Source organism: Streptomyces sp. NPDC005374 (assembly GCF_042872225.1).
Taxonomy (GTDB): Bacteria; Actinomycetota; Actinomycetes; order Streptomycetales; family Streptomycetaceae; genus Streptomyces.
Genome location: NZ_JBIAKA010000001.1, coordinates 1,030,558 through 1,049,069, shown reverse-complemented (window position 1 = coordinate 1,049,069; position 18,512 = coordinate 1,030,558). Strand labels below are relative to the sequence as shown.

Annotated in this window: 17 protein-coding genes; 9 read left to right on the top strand and 8 right to left on the bottom strand. The window is 70.7% G+C overall.

Features of this window, described 5'->3' with window-relative positions; translation table 11 throughout:
• The 3 genes from ACFYRX_RS04900 to ccsB are packed head-to-tail and all read left to right on the top strand — an operon-like array spanning window position 1 to window position 3,584.
• Window positions 1-774 carry a cytochrome c biogenesis CcdA family protein gene (locus ACFYRX_RS04900; RefSeq protein WP_389096650.1) on the top strand — a complete coding sequence of 258 codons (774 nt, stop codon included), beginning with the start codon at window positions 1-3 and terminating at the stop codon, window positions 772-774.
• Between the two features lie 3 nt (window positions 775-777).
• Window positions 778-2,490, top strand: coding sequence for a cytochrome c biogenesis protein ResB (locus ACFYRX_RS04895; protein WP_389096648.1), 1,713 nt, complete (start codon window positions 778-780; stop codon window positions 2,488-2,490).
• Window positions 2,487-3,584, top strand: coding sequence for a c-type cytochrome biogenesis protein CcsB (gene ccsB / locus ACFYRX_RS04890; RefSeq protein ID WP_389096646.1), 1,098 nt, complete (start codon window positions 2,487-2,489; stop codon window positions 3,582-3,584). The genes ACFYRX_RS04895 and ccsB overlap by 4 nt, the downstream gene beginning before the upstream one ends.
• Window positions 3,585-3,661: 77 nt before the next feature.
• Here ccsB and ACFYRX_RS04885 read toward each other — a convergent pair whose 3' ends face one another.
• From ACFYRX_RS04885 to ACFYRX_RS04875, 3 genes are all read right to left on the bottom strand, one after another.
• Window positions 3,662-5,224 (bottom strand): hypothetical protein, encoded by a 1,563-nt coding sequence (locus tag ACFYRX_RS04885; RefSeq protein WP_389096644.1) that lies wholly within the window; start codon window positions 5,222-5,224, stop codon window positions 3,662-3,664.
• Window positions 5,224-7,281 (bottom strand): hypothetical protein, encoded by a 2,058-nt coding sequence (locus tag ACFYRX_RS04880; RefSeq protein ID WP_389096936.1) that lies wholly within the window; start codon window positions 7,279-7,281, stop codon window positions 5,224-5,226. The genes ACFYRX_RS04885 and ACFYRX_RS04880 overlap by 1 nt, the downstream gene beginning before the upstream one ends.
• A 106-nt stretch (window positions 7,282-7,387) precedes the next feature.
• Window positions 7,388-7,714, bottom strand: coding sequence for an ArsR/SmtB family transcription factor (locus ACFYRX_RS04875; protein ID WP_389096642.1), 327 nt, complete (start codon window positions 7,712-7,714; stop codon window positions 7,388-7,390).
• Between the two features lie 122 nt (window positions 7,715-7,836).
• Between ACFYRX_RS04875 and ACFYRX_RS04870 the strand changes: the two genes are divergently transcribed.
• Window positions 7,837-8,811: a zinc-binding alcohol dehydrogenase family protein gene (locus tag ACFYRX_RS04870; RefSeq protein ID WP_389096640.1), complete on the top strand. Its 975-nt coding sequence runs from the start codon at window positions 7,837-7,839 to the stop codon at window positions 8,809-8,811.
• 69 nt (window positions 8,812-8,880) lie between these two features.
• Here ACFYRX_RS04870 and ACFYRX_RS04865 read toward each other — a convergent pair whose 3' ends face one another.
• Window positions 8,881-10,143, bottom strand: a complete 1,263-nt coding sequence (locus ACFYRX_RS04865; protein WP_389096638.1) for a PucR family transcriptional regulator — start codon at window positions 10,141-10,143, stop codon at window positions 8,881-8,883.
• Window positions 10,144-10,235: 92 nt separating this feature from the next.
• On the opposite strand from ACFYRX_RS04865, the gene ACFYRX_RS04860 reads away from it, so the two are divergent.
• Together ACFYRX_RS04860 and ACFYRX_RS04855 are read left to right on the top strand one after the other, a co-directional pair.
• Window positions 10,236-10,703, top strand: coding sequence for a nucleoside deaminase (locus ACFYRX_RS04860; RefSeq protein WP_389096636.1), 468 nt, complete (start codon window positions 10,236-10,238; stop codon window positions 10,701-10,703).
• Window positions 10,696-11,661: an isopenicillin N synthase family dioxygenase gene (locus ACFYRX_RS04855; protein ID WP_389096634.1), complete on the top strand. Its 966-nt coding sequence runs from the start codon at window positions 10,696-10,698 to the stop codon at window positions 11,659-11,661. Before ACFYRX_RS04860 ends, ACFYRX_RS04855 begins: the two co-directional genes overlap by 8 nt.
• Before the next feature lie 18 nt (window positions 11,662-11,679).
• On the opposite strand, the gene ACFYRX_RS04850 is transcribed toward ACFYRX_RS04855, so the two are convergent.
• The 4 genes from ACFYRX_RS04850 to ACFYRX_RS04835 form a co-directional block, all read right to left on the bottom strand.
• Complete coding sequence (locus ACFYRX_RS04850; protein ID WP_389096632.1) at window positions 11,680-12,795, bottom strand: helix-turn-helix transcriptional regulator; 1,116 nt, start codon at window positions 12,793-12,795, stop codon at window positions 11,680-11,682.
• 366 nt (window positions 12,796-13,161) lie between these two features.
• Window positions 13,162-13,329 (bottom strand): hypothetical protein, encoded by a 168-nt coding sequence (locus ACFYRX_RS04845; RefSeq protein ID WP_389096630.1) that lies wholly within the window; start codon window positions 13,327-13,329, stop codon window positions 13,162-13,164.
• Between the two features lie 283 nt (window positions 13,330-13,612).
• Entirely contained in the window at window positions 13,613-15,010 is a 1,398-nt protein-coding gene (locus tag ACFYRX_RS04840) for a purine-cytosine permease family protein (protein ID WP_389096628.1), read from the bottom strand.
• A 93-nt stretch (window positions 15,011-15,103) separates the two neighbouring features.
• Window positions 15,104-15,493 (bottom strand): PLD nuclease N-terminal domain-containing protein, encoded by a 390-nt coding sequence (locus tag ACFYRX_RS04835; RefSeq protein WP_389096626.1) that lies wholly within the window; start codon window positions 15,491-15,493, stop codon window positions 15,104-15,106.
• An 86-nt stretch (window positions 15,494-15,579) separates the two neighbouring features.
• On the opposite strand from ACFYRX_RS04835, the gene ACFYRX_RS04830 reads away from it, so the two are divergent.
• The 3 genes from ACFYRX_RS04830 to mqnP are packed head-to-tail and all read left to right on the top strand — an operon-like array spanning window position 15,580 to window position 18,424.
• Window positions 15,580-17,037: a menaquinone biosynthesis decarboxylase gene (locus ACFYRX_RS04830; RefSeq protein WP_389096624.1), complete on the top strand. Its 1,458-nt coding sequence runs from the start codon at window positions 15,580-15,582 to the stop codon at window positions 17,035-17,037.
• Window positions 17,034-17,504, top strand: coding sequence for a hypothetical protein (locus ACFYRX_RS04825; RefSeq protein ID WP_389096622.1), 471 nt, complete (start codon window positions 17,034-17,036; stop codon window positions 17,502-17,504). Before ACFYRX_RS04830 ends, ACFYRX_RS04825 begins: the two co-directional genes overlap by 4 nt.
• Entirely contained in the window at window positions 17,501-18,424 is a 924-nt protein-coding gene (mqnP, locus tag ACFYRX_RS04820; RefSeq protein ID WP_389096620.1) for a menaquinone biosynthesis prenyltransferase MqnP, read from the top strand. The genes ACFYRX_RS04825 and mqnP overlap by 4 nt, the downstream gene beginning before the upstream one ends.
• The last annotated feature ends 88 nt before the right edge of the window (window positions 18,425-18,512 follow it).

The following is an 18,512-nucleotide window of genomic DNA, read 5'->3' as shown; positions in this document are numbered from 1 at the left end:
GTGAGCGCAGTCATCACGCTCGCCGCCGAGACGGGCTACAACGGCACCGTCCTCAACGGCGCGCTGCTGGTCGCCCTGCCCGTCGCGGTCCTCGGCGGCCTCGTCTCCTTCTTCTCCCCGTGCGTCCTGCCCCTGGTCCCCGGCTATCTGTCGTACGTCACCGGCGTCACCGGCACCGACCTGGCCGAGGCCCGACGCGGCCGGATGGTCGCCGGCGCCTCCCTGTTCGTGCTCGGCTTCACCGCGGTGTTCGTCTCCAGCGGGGCACTGTTCGGCTACTTCGGCCAGACGCTCCAGGAGAACCAGAGCGTGCTGTCCAAGGTGCTCGGCGTGCTCATGATCCTCATGGGTGTCTTCTTCATGGGCCTGATGCCCTGGATGACCCAGCGGGAGTTCCGCTTCCACCGCAAGCCCGCCACCGGTCTGATCGGCGCCCCGCTGCTCGGCGCCCTGTTCGGCATCGGCTGGACCCCGTGCATCGGCCCGACCCTCGCCTCGGTGCTGACCCTGTCCGCCCAGCAGTCGAGCGCGGGCCGCGGTGCCATACTGACCGTCGCCTACTGCCTCGGCCTCGGCCTGCCCTTCGTGCTCGCCGCGGTCGCCTTCCGCAAGGCGCTCGGCGCCTTCGGCTGGGTCAAGCGCCACTACGTCTGGGTCATGCGCATCGGCGGCACCATGATGATCGTGACCGGTCTGCTGCTGCTGACCGGAGTCTGGGACCGCCTCGTGCAGGACGTCCAGTCCTGGTCCGCCGGCTTCATTGTGGGGATCTGATCCATGAGCAAGACCACACCCGACGCTCCCGCCGCCGACCAGGACCTCGGCGCCGCCGGCTCCCAGCTGTCCACCGCGCCCGCGGAGTCCCTGAACATGCCGGCCCTCGGGGTGATCGGCTGGGCCCGCTGGTTCTGGCGCCAGCTGACCTCCATGCGGGTCGCGCTGCTGCTGCTCCTGCTGGTGGCGCTCGGCGCGATCCCCGGCTCGCTGATCCCGCAGACCGGCACCGACGCCACGAAGGTCGCCGACTTCGTCAAGAACAACCCCACCCTCGGGGACGTCTACGACAAGCTCGGCCTCTTCCACGTCTACAGCTCGGTGTGGTTCGGCGCGATCTACATCCTGCTGTTCGTCTCCCTCATCGGCTGCATCATCCCCCGCACCTGGCAGTTCGTCGGCCAGCTCCGCGGCCGCCCGCCGGGCGCCCCCAAGCGGCTGACCCGGCTGCCCGCCTACACCACCTGGCGCACCGGGGCCGAGCCCGAGCAGGTCCGCGAGGCCGCGCTCACCCTGCTGAAGAAGCGCCGCTACCGCGCCCACCTCGCCGGTGACAACGTCGCCGCCGAGAAGGGCTACCTCCGCGAGGTCGGCAACCTCGCCTTCCACATCGCGCTCATCGTGATGCTGACCGCCTTCGCCTGGGGCCAGCTCTTCAAGTCCGAGGGCAACAAACTCGTCGTCGAGGGCGACGGCTTCTCCAACACCCTCACCCAGTACGACGACTTCAAGTCCGGGAACCTCTTCGACACCGGCGACCTGGTGCCGCTCAGCTTCACCCTGAACAAGTTCACCGGCACCTACGAGACCAGCGGCCCCAACACGGGCACCCCGCGCCTCTACCAGGCGGCCATCACCTACAGCGAGGGCGCCTACGGCAAGGACCACAAGACCCTCGTCAAGGTCAACGAGCCGCTGGAGATCGGCGACGCGAAGGTCTACCTCACCGCCCACGGCTACGCGCCCGTCATCACGGTCCGCGACGGCAAGGGCAACGTCGTCTACAGCGACGCCGTGGCGATGCTGCCGCTCGACTCCAACGTCACCTCCACCGGTGTGGTCAAGGTCCTCGACGGCTACAAGAACGCCAAGGGCGTCAGCGAGCAGCTGGGCATCTCGGCGTTCTTCCTGCCGACCTACACCAAGGGCAGCGAGACGGCCTCCACCTTCCCGGCGCTGAACAACCCGGTGCTCAACCTCGCGCCCTACTACGGCGACCTCGGCGTCGACTCCGGCATCCCGCAGAGCGTGTACCAGCTCGACAAGTCGCATGTGAAGGAGTTCAAGGACTCCAAGGGCGCCCAGCTCAGGGAGAACCTGAGGCCCGGCCAGACCATGAAGCTCCCGAACGGCGCCGGGTCGATCACCTACGAGAGCACCAGGCAGTGGGCGAACTTCCAGGTCGTCCAGCAGCCCGGCACCGACTGGGCGCTCGCCGGCTCCCTCACCGCGATCTTCGGCCTCGCCGCCTCCCTCTTCATCCAGCGCCGCCGGGTGTGGGTCCGCGCGGTCCGCGGCGCCGACGGTGTCACGGTCGTCGAGATGGCGGGCCTGGGCCGCAGCGAGTCGGCCAAGCTCCCCGAGGAGCTCGGCGACCTCGCCGGAACCCTGTACGACCAGGCACCGGGTGCGCCCGGCCCCGACGAAGACCCACCGCACGACGACACCACCCCCGACCCCCGAGTCGTACCTTCCGAAGGGGCTGAGACGAAGTGACTCTCGCCGCCGCAACCGAGTTGGCCACCGCCACCAACGAACACCTCGCCAACATCAGCAACACGCTGATCTACTCGTCGATGGCCGTCTACACCCTGGCCTTCTTCACGTACATCGCCGAATGGCTCCTCGGCAGCCGCAGCAAGGTCGGCCGCACCGCCGCCGCGCTCACCGGCACCGCGGGCAAGGCCAAGGCGCCGGCCGTCACCGTGAGCAAGGGCGGCAGCACCGCCGTACTGGAGCGACCGCAGGTCGTGGTGCGGGCCGCGGCCGGGGCGCGGGACGTGCCCGACGGGCCCGGGGCGCACGGCGGGGACGAGCAGGGCGACCTCTACGGCCGTATCGCCGTGTCCCTCACCGTGCTCGCCTTCCTCGTCGAGCTCGCCGGGGTCGTCGCCCGCGCGGCCTCGGTGGAGCGGGCCCCCTGGGGCAACATGTACGAGTTCAACATCACCTTCTCCACGGTCGCCGTCGGCGTGTACCTCACGCTGCTCGCGCTGCGGAAGAACGTGCGCTGGCTCGGCCTGTTCCTGATCACGACGGTCCTCCTCGATCTCGGCATCGCCGTCACTGTCTTGTACACCGCCAGTGACCAGTTGGTTCCCGCCCTCCACTCGTACTGGCTGTACATCCACGTCTCGACCGCGATCCTGTGCGGCGCGGTCTTCTACGTGGGCGCCGTCGGCACGATCCTGTACCTGTTCAAGGACTCGTACGAGAGCAAGCTGGCGAGCGGCGGCACGCCGGGCCGGTTCGCCACCTCGTTCCTGGAGCGGCTGCCCGCCTCCGCGACCTTGGACAAGTTCTCCTACCGGGTCAACGCGGCCGTCTTCCCGCTGTGGACGTTCACGATCATCGCGGGCGCGATCTGGGCCGAGTCGGCCTGGGGCCGCTACTGGGGCTGGGACCCGAAGGAGACCTGGGCGTTCATCACCTGGGTCGCCTACGCCTGCTACCTGCACGCCCGCGCCACCGCCGGCTGGAAGGGCCGCAAGGCCGCCTACCTGGCGATGATCGCCTTCGGCTGCTGGCTGTTCAACTACTACGGCGTCAACATCTTCGTCACCGGCAAGCACTCCTACGCCGGCGTCTGAGCCCCGCACCGACAAAGGCCGGTTCCGCGACGACAGTCGCCGGAACCGGCCTTCGCCGTACCCGCGAGGGCCAGGCGCTACGACGGCGGCAGGCACTCCTTCGCCGGTGGCTTCTTCTCGGGCCAGGCGATCCTCACGAAGCGGGCGGTGCCCTGCGGGGTCAGTTCCACGATCGGTACGGCCTTGTCGTACGGGTTGCCGTGGTTGTCGAGGCAGATCCAGCCGCTCGCGCCGTCGACCCGCTGCTGGGTGCCCTTGATGAGCCGCCACTCGTTGCGGACCTCCTCGAGCGTGGGGATGTCCTTGGTGCCCTTGGCGAACCGGATGCCCTGGTACGTGAGCCGCATCGCGTCGTAGGCGATGATCAGCTGGCCGTCCTCCAGGTCGACCGTGCCGATCGGGCCCACCTTGTCGCCCTGGCCCACCCGCACCAGTTCCTGCAGGATTTTCGCGTCGGCGGCCGAACCCCCGGTCGCGGGCGGGGACTTGATCCAGGCGTCCGGGTGGGCGAGGGAGGTGTAGCGGACGGTGAGGTTGCGGTTCAGGGCGTCCCGGCGCAGGTCCTTGTCGCCGGTGAGGTAGGACGCCTCGTCGCCGGTGAGCAGGGTGAACTTCCGCTTCTGGCAGCCGCGTTCGCCGAGCGCGTTGATGAACTGCCGCAGCTGGGTGTGCCGTCCGGCGAACAGGATGGTGTCGGTGCCGGCGTCGGTGTCGCAGACCAGGTGGGTGATCTGCTCGAAGTCGTTGGCGGTGGAGCCCTCCTGGGCGCGGTCGTCGGGCGGGTTGAACGACCAGGGGGCGTACGGCGATCCCTTGAGCAGCTTCTCGAAGGAGCGCTGGAGGGTGAGGGAGTAGGGGTCGCCGTCGTCGGGGTCGTCCGCCTTCTGGTCGTAGACCAGGACGGCCTTGTCGGCCGCGACCTGGGCGAAGGAGGTGAGCGCGCGGGCCTCGTCGGTGTTGGTGGGGGCGACCCGGGCGAGGCCGGGGAAGGGGTCCTTGCCGTTCTGCCCGTTGGCGAGGTTGTCGGCGGTGATGGAGGTACCGATCACCGCGATGCCGCGCGCGGTGAGGGCGGCGACGGCCCGCTTGTTGTTGGCGGTGCTCAGGCCGACGCCGACGACCGCCCGCAGCCGGTCCTTCTCCCCGGTCATGCCCTCCAGCCGGTCGACGGTGTGCTCCCAATGGGCGCCGGTGGCACCGGGGTTGGCGAGCACCAGCCGGATCGCCGGGACGGTCCCGTTGGACTGGTGGTTGGCCTGGTACTGGGCGAGGTACGCGCCCTGCATCTCGTGCAGGACGTCACCGAGGTTGTCGGCGTCGGTCGCGGTGAACGGTTCGAGGAGGGCGACGGTGACGTAGGGGCCCTTGATGGACCTGTTCTCGCGGTCGATCGCCTTGACGACCGGCCTGAGCGGGGCGCGTCCCCAGTCGTAGGCGGTGGCCGAGACGCCCACGCACTCGTCGCTGCCCTCGGGCCGGACGACACCCGGCGCGCAGGAGCGGTCGTCGTGGGCGAGGGCGCGGACGCCCAGGACCAGACCCGCAAGGACCGCCACCCCGACCACGACCGCGAGGTACCGGCGCAGCGGGATCTCCCACACGCCCTCACGCAGCCACGTTCCGAATCCCCTGCCGGCCATCACGCCTCCCCCTCGTCGTCGTCCGGGATCCTGAGCGCGCGCCCGGCGAGCGCGTCCTCGGGCCAGTCCCGGGAGGCCCGCCACAGCAGCGCGTTGCCGGCCGGGCGCAGGTTGGACAGCTGCTCCAGCTCGAAGCGCAGCCGGTCGCAGACCTTCGGGTCGGGCAGCGCCAGCGGGTCGGTCAGCTGCCACACGGCGTGCAGCAACCGCCGTATCCGCAAGTGCAGTACGGGGTTCACGCCGTCCGGCACCCGCTGGGCGGCGTCCGTGCGGCCGAGCGCGATCGCCGCGCGCCGGTCGTCGCGGGCGTCGAAGTCGTGGCCCTCGGCGTCGTGCGCGTGGAAGTAGGGCGCCGAGGCGATGAACCGCAGGGTGCGCAGCCAGCTGCCGGTGTCCAGGTCGGTGAACGTGTCGCGCAGGTGGGCGACGGCCGGCTCGGTCGTCCCGAGGGCGAGCTGGTGGTGCAGGTGATACCGGTCCGTGGGTTCGTAGCGCCGGATCAGCGTCTCGTGCGCCTCGCGCCACCGTCCGTGGTCGGCGGCCCGGTGGTGCAGCCGGAGCAGCAGCAGTGTCCGCACGAAGGGGTCGCCGACGAACTGGCCCGGCTCCTCGGGCAGCCCTTCCCGGACGAGCCGGGTCTGCAGGGCCCGTACGTCGGCCGGGCCGAAGTCGTCGGGCAGGAGGGTCTCGGCGAGTGCGGTGGCGGAGTCGTGGTCGTGGGCGGCGGCCAGCACCGTCAGCTCCTCCAGCCGGTCGGCGGGCACCAGCCGGTCGAGGAGTTCGACGTAGGCGGGCCGGCCGTCGCGGTCCTCGTGCAGCCGGACGTCCGAGGTGAGCAACTCCCCGAGGGAGGCGGTGCTGTTCTGTGCGGCGGACTCGGTCAGCAGCACGATGCCCAGCGGGTTGCCGCCGGTCAACCGGTGGATCGCGTGCGGGAGTTGGGGCGGCACCTGGTGCTCGTCGACGATGTGCAGGGTGTCGTCGGCGGACAGGGGTGGCAGCGAGACCAGCAGGGCGCGGGAGGACGGGGACGCGGGGTCGGGAGTCCAGTCGGTGCGCCGGGCGACCTCGGGGAGGGTGTGCCGTACGGCGTTGCGCAGGGCGGGGCGGCCGGAGCCGCGCAGTGCGGTGATGAAGACGGCCTGGTCGGCGATGCCCTCGGAGCGGTCTCTCAGGACGGGGTCGGTGAGGCCGGGGCCCGGCGCGGACTGCGCGTTGTCGACGAGGACGAGCGGGCGGCCCAGGCGCTGCATGCGGGGCAGCACGCCGGTGTAGGCGTCGGTGAGGTCGGCGAGCAGGGCGCGGACCAGATGGCGTTCGGCGTGCTCGCGGGAGGTGCCGCCGGCCCTGAAGTGCCCGGAGAGCAGCATGAGTCCGCGCCGGGCGTTGCGGCTCGCGTTGGGGTAGTCCCGCCACCAGGTCGCGGCCCGCTGCTGGCGCCGGTGCACGAAGCTGTCGGAGATGGACTCCAGGGTGGCCTCGATGGCGGAGGACAGCAGGGGCCCGGTCCCGGTGGCCGCGGCCGCCACGTTGGCGGCGACCCGCCCTGCCCAGCGTCCGGCGAACCCGGCGATCCAGGACCCGCTCTCGTTCAGCAGCAGGATCCGCTCGACTTCGCGCCGGATCCGCTCGGAGTCGGCGTCCCGCCAGCCGCCCGCGGCGACCGCGACCAGGCCCGACATCAGCCGCGGGAAGGTGATGCGGCCCGCGCCGGTCACCGGTTCCGCGAGCTGCTCGGCGATCACCAGCAGTGCCTGTGACACCGGCGACCAGGCCTCGGCGTCCCGGCCCGCGGGCGGTGCCGTGAACTCGGCGGCCTCGCAGTCGATCAGGGCGACCGGCGTGTGTCCCTTGTAGGCGTCCCGCAGTTCGCCCAGCACCGCGCTCTTGCCGCGGCCGCGGCTGCCGGTGAGCACGACGAAGGGGAGCTCCTGCGGATGCTCCACCGCCGTGGCCCGGTGCTGGTGGGGCCGTAACCCCACGAGCCGGGGCGCGAGCCCCGCCGGATCCGTGTCGAACAGCGCCCCGCGCCCGTGCAGCTGTCTGTGCACCCGCATTCCCCCCATGCGCGCTGTGTATCAAGACCAGGGTAAGGAGGGGGAGTTGGTTCGGACTAGATCGCGCGATGTCCGTTGGATTACGAAAATGTCGATAGGTGAGCGTTCAGGAGTCCGTTCGCAGCACGAGTTCCAGCAGCCCCGGGAAGCGGATGTCGAACTCCGGGCGCCGGAGCCGGTTGACGCGCCGCGGCCCCTCGTCCCGCTGCTCCAGGAGTCCGGCCGCGCGCAGCACCGCCAGGTGGTGGCTGAGTCCCGCCTTGCCCACGGGCACGTCGAAGCTGCCGCAGGCCAGGGCCCACTCGGACCGGGCTGCCAGGTCCCGCACGATGGCGAGGCGGACGGGGTCGGCGAGCGCGGCGAGCGCGGTGAGCACCGGGACGTCGTCCGGGTGGGTGTGCTCGGGGGCGGCTCGGTGCCGGGGGGCGCTCATGGGTTCCCTCTGTTTCGCTGTTCCGCTTGCCGAGTGTTCGATGAAAACCATACAGTGGGGAGTGTTCGGTTTTCATTGAACAGTCGAGTTGAGCAATCGAGTTCAACAGTTGAGGTGGGGACATGCGCGCGATCGAGATCCAGGAGTACGGCGATCCGGAAGTGCTGAAGGTGGTCGAGGCCGAGGTGCCCGAGCCCGGCCCCGGCCAGGTGAGCGTCGACGTCGCGTACGCCGGGGTCAACTTCGCCGACCTCAAGGCGCGTTCGGAGGGCTACCGGGTGCCGGAGCTGCCGTTCGTACCCGGCCTGGAGGTGTCCGGGCGGGTGCGGGCGCTGGGCGAGGGCGTGACCGGGCTGAGCGTCGGCCAGGAAGTGACGGCGGTGCTGGCCGAGGGCGGTGGCTACGCGGACGTGGCCGTCGTCGGCACGGACAGCGTCTTCGCGCTCCCGTCCGGCCTCGACCTGCGCACGGCGGCCACCCTGCCGTCGGTCCTGCCGACGGCGTACGCCCTCGTGCACACCGTCGGCCGGCTCCAGCCGGGAGAGACGGTCCTGGTGCAGGGCGCGGCGGGCGGGATCGGCACGGTGGTGGGCCAGCTGGCGAAGCGGGCCGGAGCCACGGTGTACGGCGTGGTGTCCGGCGAGGCCAAGGTGGCGCACGCGCGCGAGTACGGCTACGACGAGGTGTTCGTCGGCGATTTCGAGGAGCCGGTGCGGGCGGCGACCGGCGGCCGCGGGGTCGACCTCGCCCTCGACCCGGTCGGCGGCGACACCCTCCGCGCCTCCCTGGCCTCCCTCGCGGTGTACGGCCGCCTGATCTCCTTCGGCAACGCGAGCGGGGCCCCGCCCTGGCAGGTGGGCCAGCCCGAGCTGTACCCCCGTGGCATCTCGGTCGCCGGCTTCTCCATCCTCACCCTCGCCCAGATCGCCCCCGCCGAGCTGCGGACCCTGTCCGAGCAGGCCTTCGCCACGGTGGCCGACGGCGCGGTGACCCTGCCGGTAACCGCCGAGTTCGGCCTGGAGGAGGCGGCGGAGGCACACCGGCTGATGGGCGCACGGACCAGCACGGGCAAGCTCCTGCTGAGGGTGAGCGGCTGACCCCGGGCGGGCCGCCTGCTGGACATGGGGCCGGGGATGTCGACCGACCGGCCCTCGCGTCCCCCTCCGTCAGGCCACCGTCCGCAGGCCGCGTCGTACGACGGTTCCCGTTCCGCGGACCACCCGGTGGGCGCACGTGGCCGTCAGGAGTTCTCCGAGCAGGTCCGGGTCGTCGATGTCGAGGTCCAGCAACGACTCGATGCGCTCCAGGCGTTGGTACAGGGACTGGCGGCCGATGTGGAGCAGGGCGGCGGTGCGGGTGGGGGAGCAGCCGTTGCGCAGGTGGGTCTCCAGGGTGCGGACGAGGTCGCTCGGGTGGGCCGCCTCCCAGGCCAGGAGGGGGCCCAGGGTGTGGTGGACCAGGGCCGACAGGCGTTCCCGGTTGGCGTCCAGGCCGCCCCTGGTCAGCTCCCGCTCCAGCGCCAGCGCGCGTGACGAGGTCACCACGGGGCCGTCGGGGACGGCGGGCTCGGCGGTCGGGACGGTCAGCGCCAGTTCCAGTGTCGTACGGGCCGCCCGCAGCGTGTCGCTCCAGCGCAGCCAGCCGCCGTCGGTGGCGGAGACGGCGTGGCCCACCGCCACCGTGAGCCCGGGGTCGGCGGCCTTGCGGAAGACCTCCCGCACCGCTTTCACGGGGTCGCCGGGGCGCGCTCCCGGCAGCGAGAGCAGCGCCAGGACGTCTCCGGGGAACGCGGCCCGCAGCACACCCGCCCCGCCCAGCAGCCGTACCGCGCGGTCGACCGTGCTCACGTCCCGGGTGCCGTGCAGGGAGACCCCGATCAGCCGGGCGCCGGGGCCGGGGTGGAAGCCCGCGAGCGCGGCCCGCGCCTCCACCTCCGGCTGGTTCAGCGCCGCCCGGTCGGCGAGGTCGGCGAGCAGGGCCGCCGTGTGGTCGTCGCCCCACGGCCGTACGACCGCACGGCCCGACAGGCCGCGGGCCACGATCGCCCGGTTGGCGGCCTCCGTGATCCGTACGAAGGGCACGACCCGGTGCAGGGCCAGCAGCGGCAGCTCACGCCGGCGGGCCTCGTCGACCACCTCGGCGGGCATCGCGGGCAGGGACCGGCCGACCTCCACCGCGAGCCCGGTGGCGCCCCTCGCGGCCAGCTCGCGGACGTAACGCCGGCGCACCTCCTCGTCGGCGTCCGTCAGCCCGAAACCGTTGGTGAGCAGCAGCTCGCCGCCGTCCAGGAAGTTCGCGCCCTCGTAGACCTCGCTGGAGTGGACCCAGCGGACCGGGCGGTCCAGGGCGGTGTGGCCGGCCAGCAGCTCGGGCTCGCACGCGCGGACCGGATCGAGGGCAAGGATCTCGCGAAGAGTGAGCGCGGGCACGCGTGCCTCCCGACAGTTCGTCCGGATGTGGGTTGCCGGGAGAGTACTTTCCGCACGTTGCCCTCGTGTTTCGGCCACAGGAGAGTGAGGACATGGACCCTTTGGACCCCCTGGACCGGGCGACGGCACGCACGTGGCTCGCCACCGCCGTCGCGGAGGCCCGCACCGGGCTCGCCGAGGGCGGCATTCCGATCGGGGCCGCGCTCTACGGCGCCGACGGCACCCTCCTCGGACGCGGCCACAACCGGCGCGTCCAGGACGACGACCCCTCCATGCACGCCGAGACGTCCGCCTTCCGGGCGGCGGGACGGCAGCGGTCGTACCGCGGTACGACGATGGTGACCACCCTCTCGCCCTGCTGGTACTGCTCCGGTCTGGTCCGCCAGTTCGGGATCGGGCGGGTCGTCGTCGGGGAGGCCACCACCTTCCACGGCGGGCACGACTGGCTGGCCGCGCACGGTGTGGAGATCGTGCTCGTCGACGATCCCGAATGCGTCCGGATGATGACCGACTTCATTGAGAAGAACCCCGCACTGTGGAACGAGGACATCGGTGAGTGACCCCCGCATCCCCACGATCGATCTGCGCCCCTGGCTCTCCGGGGACCCCGAGGCCCGCGCCGCCATCGCCCGCACCCTGGACGAGGCCCTCCAGACGGCCGGGTTCTTCCTGGTCACCGGGCACGGCGTCGACCCGGCCCTGCGCTCCCGCATCCGGGAGGCCGCGCGGACCTTCTTCCGGATGCCGGTGGACGTCAAGCAGCCGTACACCGCGAAGGTCGGCGGCCGCGGCTGGCTCGGTCCGGGCGCCGAGGCCAACGGCTACTCGGAGGGCACGGAGACCCCGCCCGACCTCAAGGAGTCGCTCACCTTCGCCACACACGAGCCCTTCGAGGACCCGGTCGTCAACGCCGAGTGGTACGCGCCGAACGTCTGGCCCGCCGAGGTGCCGGAACTCCGGTCGCTGTGCGAGGAGTACCTGGAGCGGATGGGCGAACTGGAGAAGGGGCTGCTGTCGCTCCTGGGCGAGGCCCTCGGGCTGGGAGCCGACTTCTTCTCCCGGCACATGGACCATCCGACGTACGGCTTCAACATCAACTGGTACCCGGGCACGGAAGTGGTCGGCGAGCCCCAGCCCGGGCAGTTCCGCATCGGCCCGCACACCGACTTCGGCACGGTGACGATCCTCGACCGGCAGGCCGGCAAGGGCGGGCTCCAGGTCTTCACCGACGAGGGCGGCTGGGAGGACGCGCCCTTCGACCCCGATGCCTTCACCATCAACATCGGTGACCTGATGGCCCGTTGGACCGGAGACCGGTGGCGGTCCGGACGGCACCGGGTGCTCCCGCCGCCGGCCGACGCACCCGCCGAGGAACTGATGTCCCTGGTCTACTTCGGCGAGTGCACCCCGGGCACGACCGTCGAGTCCGTCCCGGCACCGGTCGGACGGGTGGCCTACGAGGCGGTGGACTCGCACGCGTATCTGCGGGAGAAGCTGGACTCGATCACCGTGGACTGAGGGCCGTTTCTCCGGGCCTCAGGACACTTCCGGTGCCTGCTGTCCGGGTCTGCGTACGAGGGGCCTCGGCCGGCGCCGCTGTTCCCAGTAGCGGCTCAGGTTGGGGGCCGGGACACGGGGATACAGGCGGCCGTAGCGGGCGTAGTTGGTGCGGACCGTGGCGATGCCGCCCTCGGTGGGGGTGGCGTAGGTCTGGTCGCCACGCTGGAGGACGGTCGCGTACTGGCGGATCTGGAGGACGGTGAGGTCCTCCACGGAGGCGTAGCGGGTGGTGCTTGGCAGGGCGATGCCGTCGAGTCCGGCGTTGGCCAGGGCGACCATCAGCCGCCACTGGCGGACGTTCATCGCCTCCGACAGGAAACGGCTCAGGTTCTTCGACGCGACCGGAGCGGCCTCCTTGATCAGCGTCTCCAGGCGGCTGCGGCGTTTGTGGGCAAGGGCGGCGTCGGCGGTGGACTGCGCGAAGGCCGCGTCCACCTTCATCCGGGCGTGGTCGCGCAACAGGTCGCGGTAGGCGTCGAGTTCGGCGTTGACCAGCCGGCAGGCCACCCTCGTCGGGCGCTGGACGAGCGGCGCGATCCGCAGGAGCAGCGGGTCGTCGACGTCGATGACGGCCGGGGTGTGCTCCTGGTGCGCGCGCTCGAAGACGATCCCGAGCTGCCGGGCGAGCTGGGTCTGGCGGGCGACCGCCTCGGGGTGGCGCAGCAGCGCGCGGTCGATGACCGCCGGGGCCACCCCGAACACGCGGGCCAGGTTCATGCGGACGGTGCCGTCGTCCCGCACCGGAAGCAGGGCGTGGCGTTCCAGGTTGGCGTAGCCGCTGCGGCTGATGCCGACCTGTGCGGCCGCCTCCGCCATGGTCAGACCGCGTTGGCAGCGCAGACCGTGGATGTCGGCCAGTACCCGGTTGCGGCGCAGCTTCCGGGGCTCGTCGATGCCGAAGAGCCGGATGATCTCCGCGATGCGCTTCGGGTCCGGTGTGGAGGTGTTGTTCTCGTACGCGAGGACACGGCTCTTGGAGGTGCCCAGGCGCTCGGCGAGGGCCTGGGCGCTGAGGAGTTCGCCGTCGACCGGGCGGGTCTGGCGGGTGGCGCGCAGTGCTCTGCCGTCGAAGTCCGCTGTACCACGTGCCACTTGAACCCCAACTCTCCTCGTTGGTCCTTCAACTAGCCTTGCTAGCCCCGGAGGTACCGTTCAGGTTCATCATCATGCATGCCCGCTCATCCTGGAGCCCGTTCCGGCCGCTCTTTGTGGATCGAACGCAGTACGGTGGGGGTACCGCATAGAACTGTTTTGGGTTCCCGGGGGTGCTCCGCAGGAGTGAGGATGTGCTCACTAGGGGTGGCGTTCTCAGGGGATCACTACAGTTGAGGTGTTTCCGGAGCGTGCCGCTCCGCGACGACTTGCCGAAAGCAACGTGGGCCCGCGTCCGGCGGCCAACCTGAGCACGGACCCACGCTGCGGACTATTCGGTAACTGACGGCGGATGGGGTCGAGACCTCATCCGCCGTTGTCGTACAGGTCGAGCATCAGCCGGATGAGCCAGTACAGGCACTCTCCGACCACGCGTGTCCGACGTCTGCGCGGCGCGTCACCGCGGTCCGGCTCTGGGGTGCCACGCGGGGGACTGTCGTCGTCCCGGTCGCTCGGCTGGTCAGAGCTAGCCACGGACCTTGCTCCTTTCCTTCGGGGGCCGAGCCCGGATGGACCCGATCGGTGCCCATCGACACCAGCCCGGAAAGGAGCTAGAAGGAGACTAGCGCGTGTGCGGCCTCAATCTCGTGTCACTCGTGTGGGTTAACTCGGAGGCAGGGAAGGTGATATGACGGCCCGTCGGCATACTGCGGGTGTGGACGCGAGTAGACGAGTCGACAATCTTGTGCGGTCCGGGAGCGGCGCCTTGGATGTGAAGGGTGCTCGCCGGTAACTCCCGTAATTCCGAAGACAGTTATTACCGTCGAGTACGACGGAAAAAAACTGATCCGGCGTACAGTGCCGCACTCAGCACGAACCCGACGACTGGCGTGATGTCCCCGAACGACGGCCAGTGCTTCGGCACATAGCCGACGTAGTCCTCCTGGTTGGAGAAGAGCGGGACCGAGACCGCCACACCGATCAACAGGGCCGCGAGACCGGGCCAGTTGGTGAAGCCGCGGTCGTCGAGGCGGGCGGCGAGGGCGTCGTCCGGCGTGCGGGACCGCAGGAGGCGTTCGACCAGGACGACACCCAGCCACGGCGCCACCCAGTACGCGATCACCAGCAGGAACGCCTCGTAGGCCGCCCCCGCGTCGGAGAGCGACGCCCAGGCCGCCGCCGTACCCGCGACCCCGGACACCACGACCAGGACGCTGCGGCTCAGCCAGGCGGGGAGGTTCAGGCCGAAGGAGGCGATCGAGATCGCGCCGGAGTACACGTTGAGGGCGTTCGCGGAGACCGCGCCCAGGATGATCGCGAGCAGGACCAGGTCGCCGAGCCAGCCGGGGAGATGGCCGGTGAAGGCCGCCGTCGGGGTGGCGTCCTTCGGGGAGACGATCGTCGCCGAGGCCGCGCCGATCACGGCGACCACCGAGACGGACAGGAACAGGCCGAGCGCGGGGTACAGGACGGTCCGGAACCTGTTCGCCGTACGGGGGAGATAGCGCGAGTAGTCCGTGGCGTACGGGTTCCAGCCCGCCGCGTACCCCCAGGCCGCGCTGAACGCGAGCAGGAAGCCGCCCACGCCGCCGCCCGTGCCGCCGCCGCCGAGGTCCGCGTCCTTGAAGGTCCACACCCCGGCCAGCAGGAAGATCACCGCGAGGGCGGGGAAGGCGTACTTCTCGAAGACGTGGACGAAGTTGTGGCCGATGAAGCCGATCAGGATCTCGGCGGCCACCACGAGGAGGAGCGACGGCAACGGCCGCAGACCGGTGAGGGTGTTGAGGGCGAAGGCCGCGCTCACGCTGTTCACCGCGAACCAGCCGACGCCCGCCACCAGGCCGTTGGCCGCGGCGGGCAGGATGTTGCCGCGATGGCCGAAGGAGAGCCGGCCGATCACCATCTGCGGCACCCCGAACCGCGGCCCGTCCAGGGACAGCACGCCCTGGGTGAGCGCGCCGAGCGCGGTGCCGAGCACGATGGCGGCCGTGGCCTGCCAGAAGCCCAGACCGAAGAAGAGGACCGCGATCACGCCGATGAAGACGGTCGCGAACTCGATGTTCGGGGAGGCCCAGGTCCACAGGAGCTGGAGCGGGGTGCCGTGTCGTTCGGACTCGGGGATGGGCTCCGAGCCCGCCGTCTCGACGGCGATGACCTTGTCACCGTATGCGGGGGCGGGGGCGCCGGTCGTGGAGTCGGCGGGAACTGTCGTCATGCGAGGCAAGTGTCCGGCCCGCGTCCGGCGCCGCCCAGGGGCGCATTGTCCGCTTCGGGCGGCTCGGCGGCTTACAAGGTGTACGGCGTCGGGTCAGTTGCCCTCGGGGCCCTCGCCCTGCTCCCGGCGCTTCAGCTCCTCCTCGCGGCGGCGCAGGTCCGCCTCCCAGTCCTTCAGCAGGGCCTCGTCCTTCTTGTTGTCGGCCTTGAGGGAGTTCAGGAACTCGGGGTTGTCGTCGGGGGCGACGTACTCCATGCGGTGGTTGCGGTGCCACTCGGAAGGGGTGCGGCCGTCCGCCGGCGGGGTGCGCAGCCTGCCCGCCGCGAGCCAGGCGACCGGTCCCACGATCCAGAACAGCAGGATGATGAAGACCCAGGCGATCTTGGGAAGGTGCTTCGCCTCGTCCTCGGGGGTGTTCAGGCAGTCGATGAACGCGTAGATCGTCAGCGCCAGCGGCACGAGGTACATCAACAGCCTGAGCATGCGCGCAATCCCCCTGGGAACGTTGTGGGGAGCCTGTGACCGCCCCCTGACGGGGCCAGGGTAGCGGCTCGGGGATACTTGACCCCATGGCTTACGACGATCTTCGCTCCCTGCTCAGGGCACTGGAACGCGAGGGAGACCTCAAGCGGATCAAGGCCGAGGTCGACCCTCACCTGGAGGTCGGGGAGATCGTCGACCGGGTGCAGAAGGCGGGCGGCCCCGCACTGCTCTTCGAGAACGTCCGCGGGTCCGCCATGCCGCTCGCCATGAACGTCTTCGGAACCGACCGGCGACTGCTCAAGGCCCTCGGCCTGAAGTCGTACGGCGACATCTCCGACAAGATCGGCGGGCTGCTCCGTCCCGAACTGCCGCACGGTTTCGTGGGCGTGCGCGAGGCCTTCGGGAAGCTCGGCTCGATGGTGCACGTACCGCCGAAGAAGGTGAAGGCTGACAACGCCCCGGTCCAGGAGGTCGTCCTCACCGGGGACGACGTCGATCTGGACCAGCTCCCGGCCCTCTTCACCTGGCCGCAGGACGGCGGCTCCTTCTTCAACCTGGGCCTGACCCACACTAAGGACCCCGAGAGCGGGATCCGCAACCTCGGTCTCTACCGGCTCCAGCGCCACGACAAGCGCACGATCGGCATGCACTGGCAGATCCACAAGGACAGCCGCAACCACTACCAGGTCGCGGCGAGGAGGGGCGAGCGGCTGCCGGTCGCGATCGCCTTCGGCTGTCCGCCGGCCGTCACGTACGCCTCCACCGCGCCGCTTCCCGGGGACATCGACGAGTACCTCTTCGCCGGGTTCATCGCGGGCAAGCGGATCGAGATGGTGGACTGCAAGACGGTTCCGCTCCAGGTCCCGGCGCAGGCCGAGGTGGTCATCGAGGGCTGGCTGGAGCCGGGGGAGATGCTGCCGGAGGGGCCCTTCGGCGACCACACCGGGTTCTACACCCCGCAGGAGCCGTTCCCCGCGCTGAAGATCGACTGCGTGACGATGCGGAAGCGGCCGCTGCTCCAGTCCATCGTCGTGGGCCGCCCCCCGACGGAGGACGGGCCGCTGGGCCGCGCGACGGAGCGCTTCTTCCTCCCGCTGCTGAAGATCATCGTGCCGGACATCGTGGACTACCACCTGCCCGAGGCGGGCGGCTTCCACAACTGCGCGATCGTCTCGATCGACAAGAAGTACCCGAAGCACGCGCAGAAGGTGATGCACGCGGTCTGGGGGGCACACATGATGTCCCTGACCAAACTGATCGTGGTCGTCGACGCTGATTGCGATGTCCACGATCTGCACGAGGTCGCCTGGCGGGCGTTGGGCAACACGGACTACGCCCGGGACCTGTCGGTCGTGGAAGGACCCGTCGATCATCTCGACCATGCCTCCTACCAGCAGTTCTGGGGTGGCAAGGCGGGCATCGACGCGACGAGGAAGTGGCCCGAGGAGGGCTATACGCGGGACGGCGGCTGGCCCGAGATGGTCCTGTCCGACCCCGAGACGGCGGCGAAGGTCGACCGCCGGTGGAAGGAGTACGGCCTGTGAGCCCCATCGCCGCGGGCGGCCCGGCCCTGTTCATCGGCACCGACACCGACTATGTGGCACTCGTGCGGCCCGAGCTGGACCCGGCCGACCCGGGCGTCCGGCTGGCCGCCGAGCAGGCGGGCGTCACCCCGGAGGAGCTCGCCGGCCCCGGTGACACCTGGGCGGTCCTCTTCGAGCACGGCGGCGACGGCGACGGCTTCGAGCTGCCCGGTGTGCGTGACGCGGAACCCGTCGACTTCGCGGAGCGGCTGCGCGCGGGGCTCACCGCGGCGGACGGCCCGTTCACGGTCGACGGCGGAGCGGTGCTGCGGCTGGACGCACGCCCGGCCGGCGCGGACGCGTACACCTTCACGGCGCACGTCACCCCGCCCGACGACGCCGAGACACCGCTGACCGTGGAGACGGGGCCGCTGCCCGCCGCCGCACTCCTGACCGACCTCGACGCCTTCCTCGGGAGCCTCGCATGATGACCACCGCCGACGGGGTCGTGGGCCCGGGCCCGGCGCCGCAGCCGACCGGGAAGGTGAAGGGATTCCTTCGCCTCGTGATGATCGAGCACTCGGTCTTCGCGCTGCCCTTCGCCTACATCGCCGCGCTGACCGCGATGTTCGAGTGGGACGGGAACATCCACTGGGGGCGGCTGCTCCTGGTGACCATCTGCATGGTCGGCCTGCGCACCTTCGCGATGGCGGTCAACCGGATCATCGACCGGGAGATCGACGCGCGCAATCCGCGGACGGCCCAGCGGGAGTTGGTCACCGGGGCGATGTCGGTGAAGCACGCGTGGACCGGGGCGCTGGTCGCGGTCGTGGTCTTCCTCGGCTCGGCGGCGCTGCTGAACCCGCTGTGCCTGGCGCTGGCTCCGGTCGCCGTCATCCCGATGGTGGTCTATCCGTACGGGAAGCGGTTCACGAACTTCCCGCAGGCCATCCTCGGTCTCGCCCAGGCGATGGGGCCGGTGGGCGGCTGGCTCGCGATCACCGGTGAGTGGTCGTGGGACGCGGTGATCCTCGGTCTCGCGGTCGGCATCTGGATCGGCGGGTTCGATCTGATCTACGCCTGCCAGGACGTGGAGACCGACCGGGAGGTCGGCGTGATGTCGGTGCCGGCGCGCTTCGGGATTCCCGGAGCGATCTGGGGGGCCAGGGCCTGTCACTTCCTGACGATGTCGCTCCTTGTCTGGTACGCCGTCGCGACGGACGCGGGTGGGTTCTTCTGGGTGGGTCTGATGATCGTCGCGAGCGCGTTCGTCTACGAGCACTCGATTGTTCGGCCGCATGACCTGTCCCGGCTGAACAGGGCGTTCTTCAGCGTCAACGGCTTTATCGGCATTGCCCTGTTCGTGTGTGCGTTGCTGGATCTGCTGGTGCGGGGGCTGACGGTCTGACCGGGGAGTCGTCGGGTCCTGGGGTCCGCAGGGCCGTTGCAGGCTGCGGGTCGGCTGTGGCTGGCCGCGCAGTTCCCCGCGCCCCTGG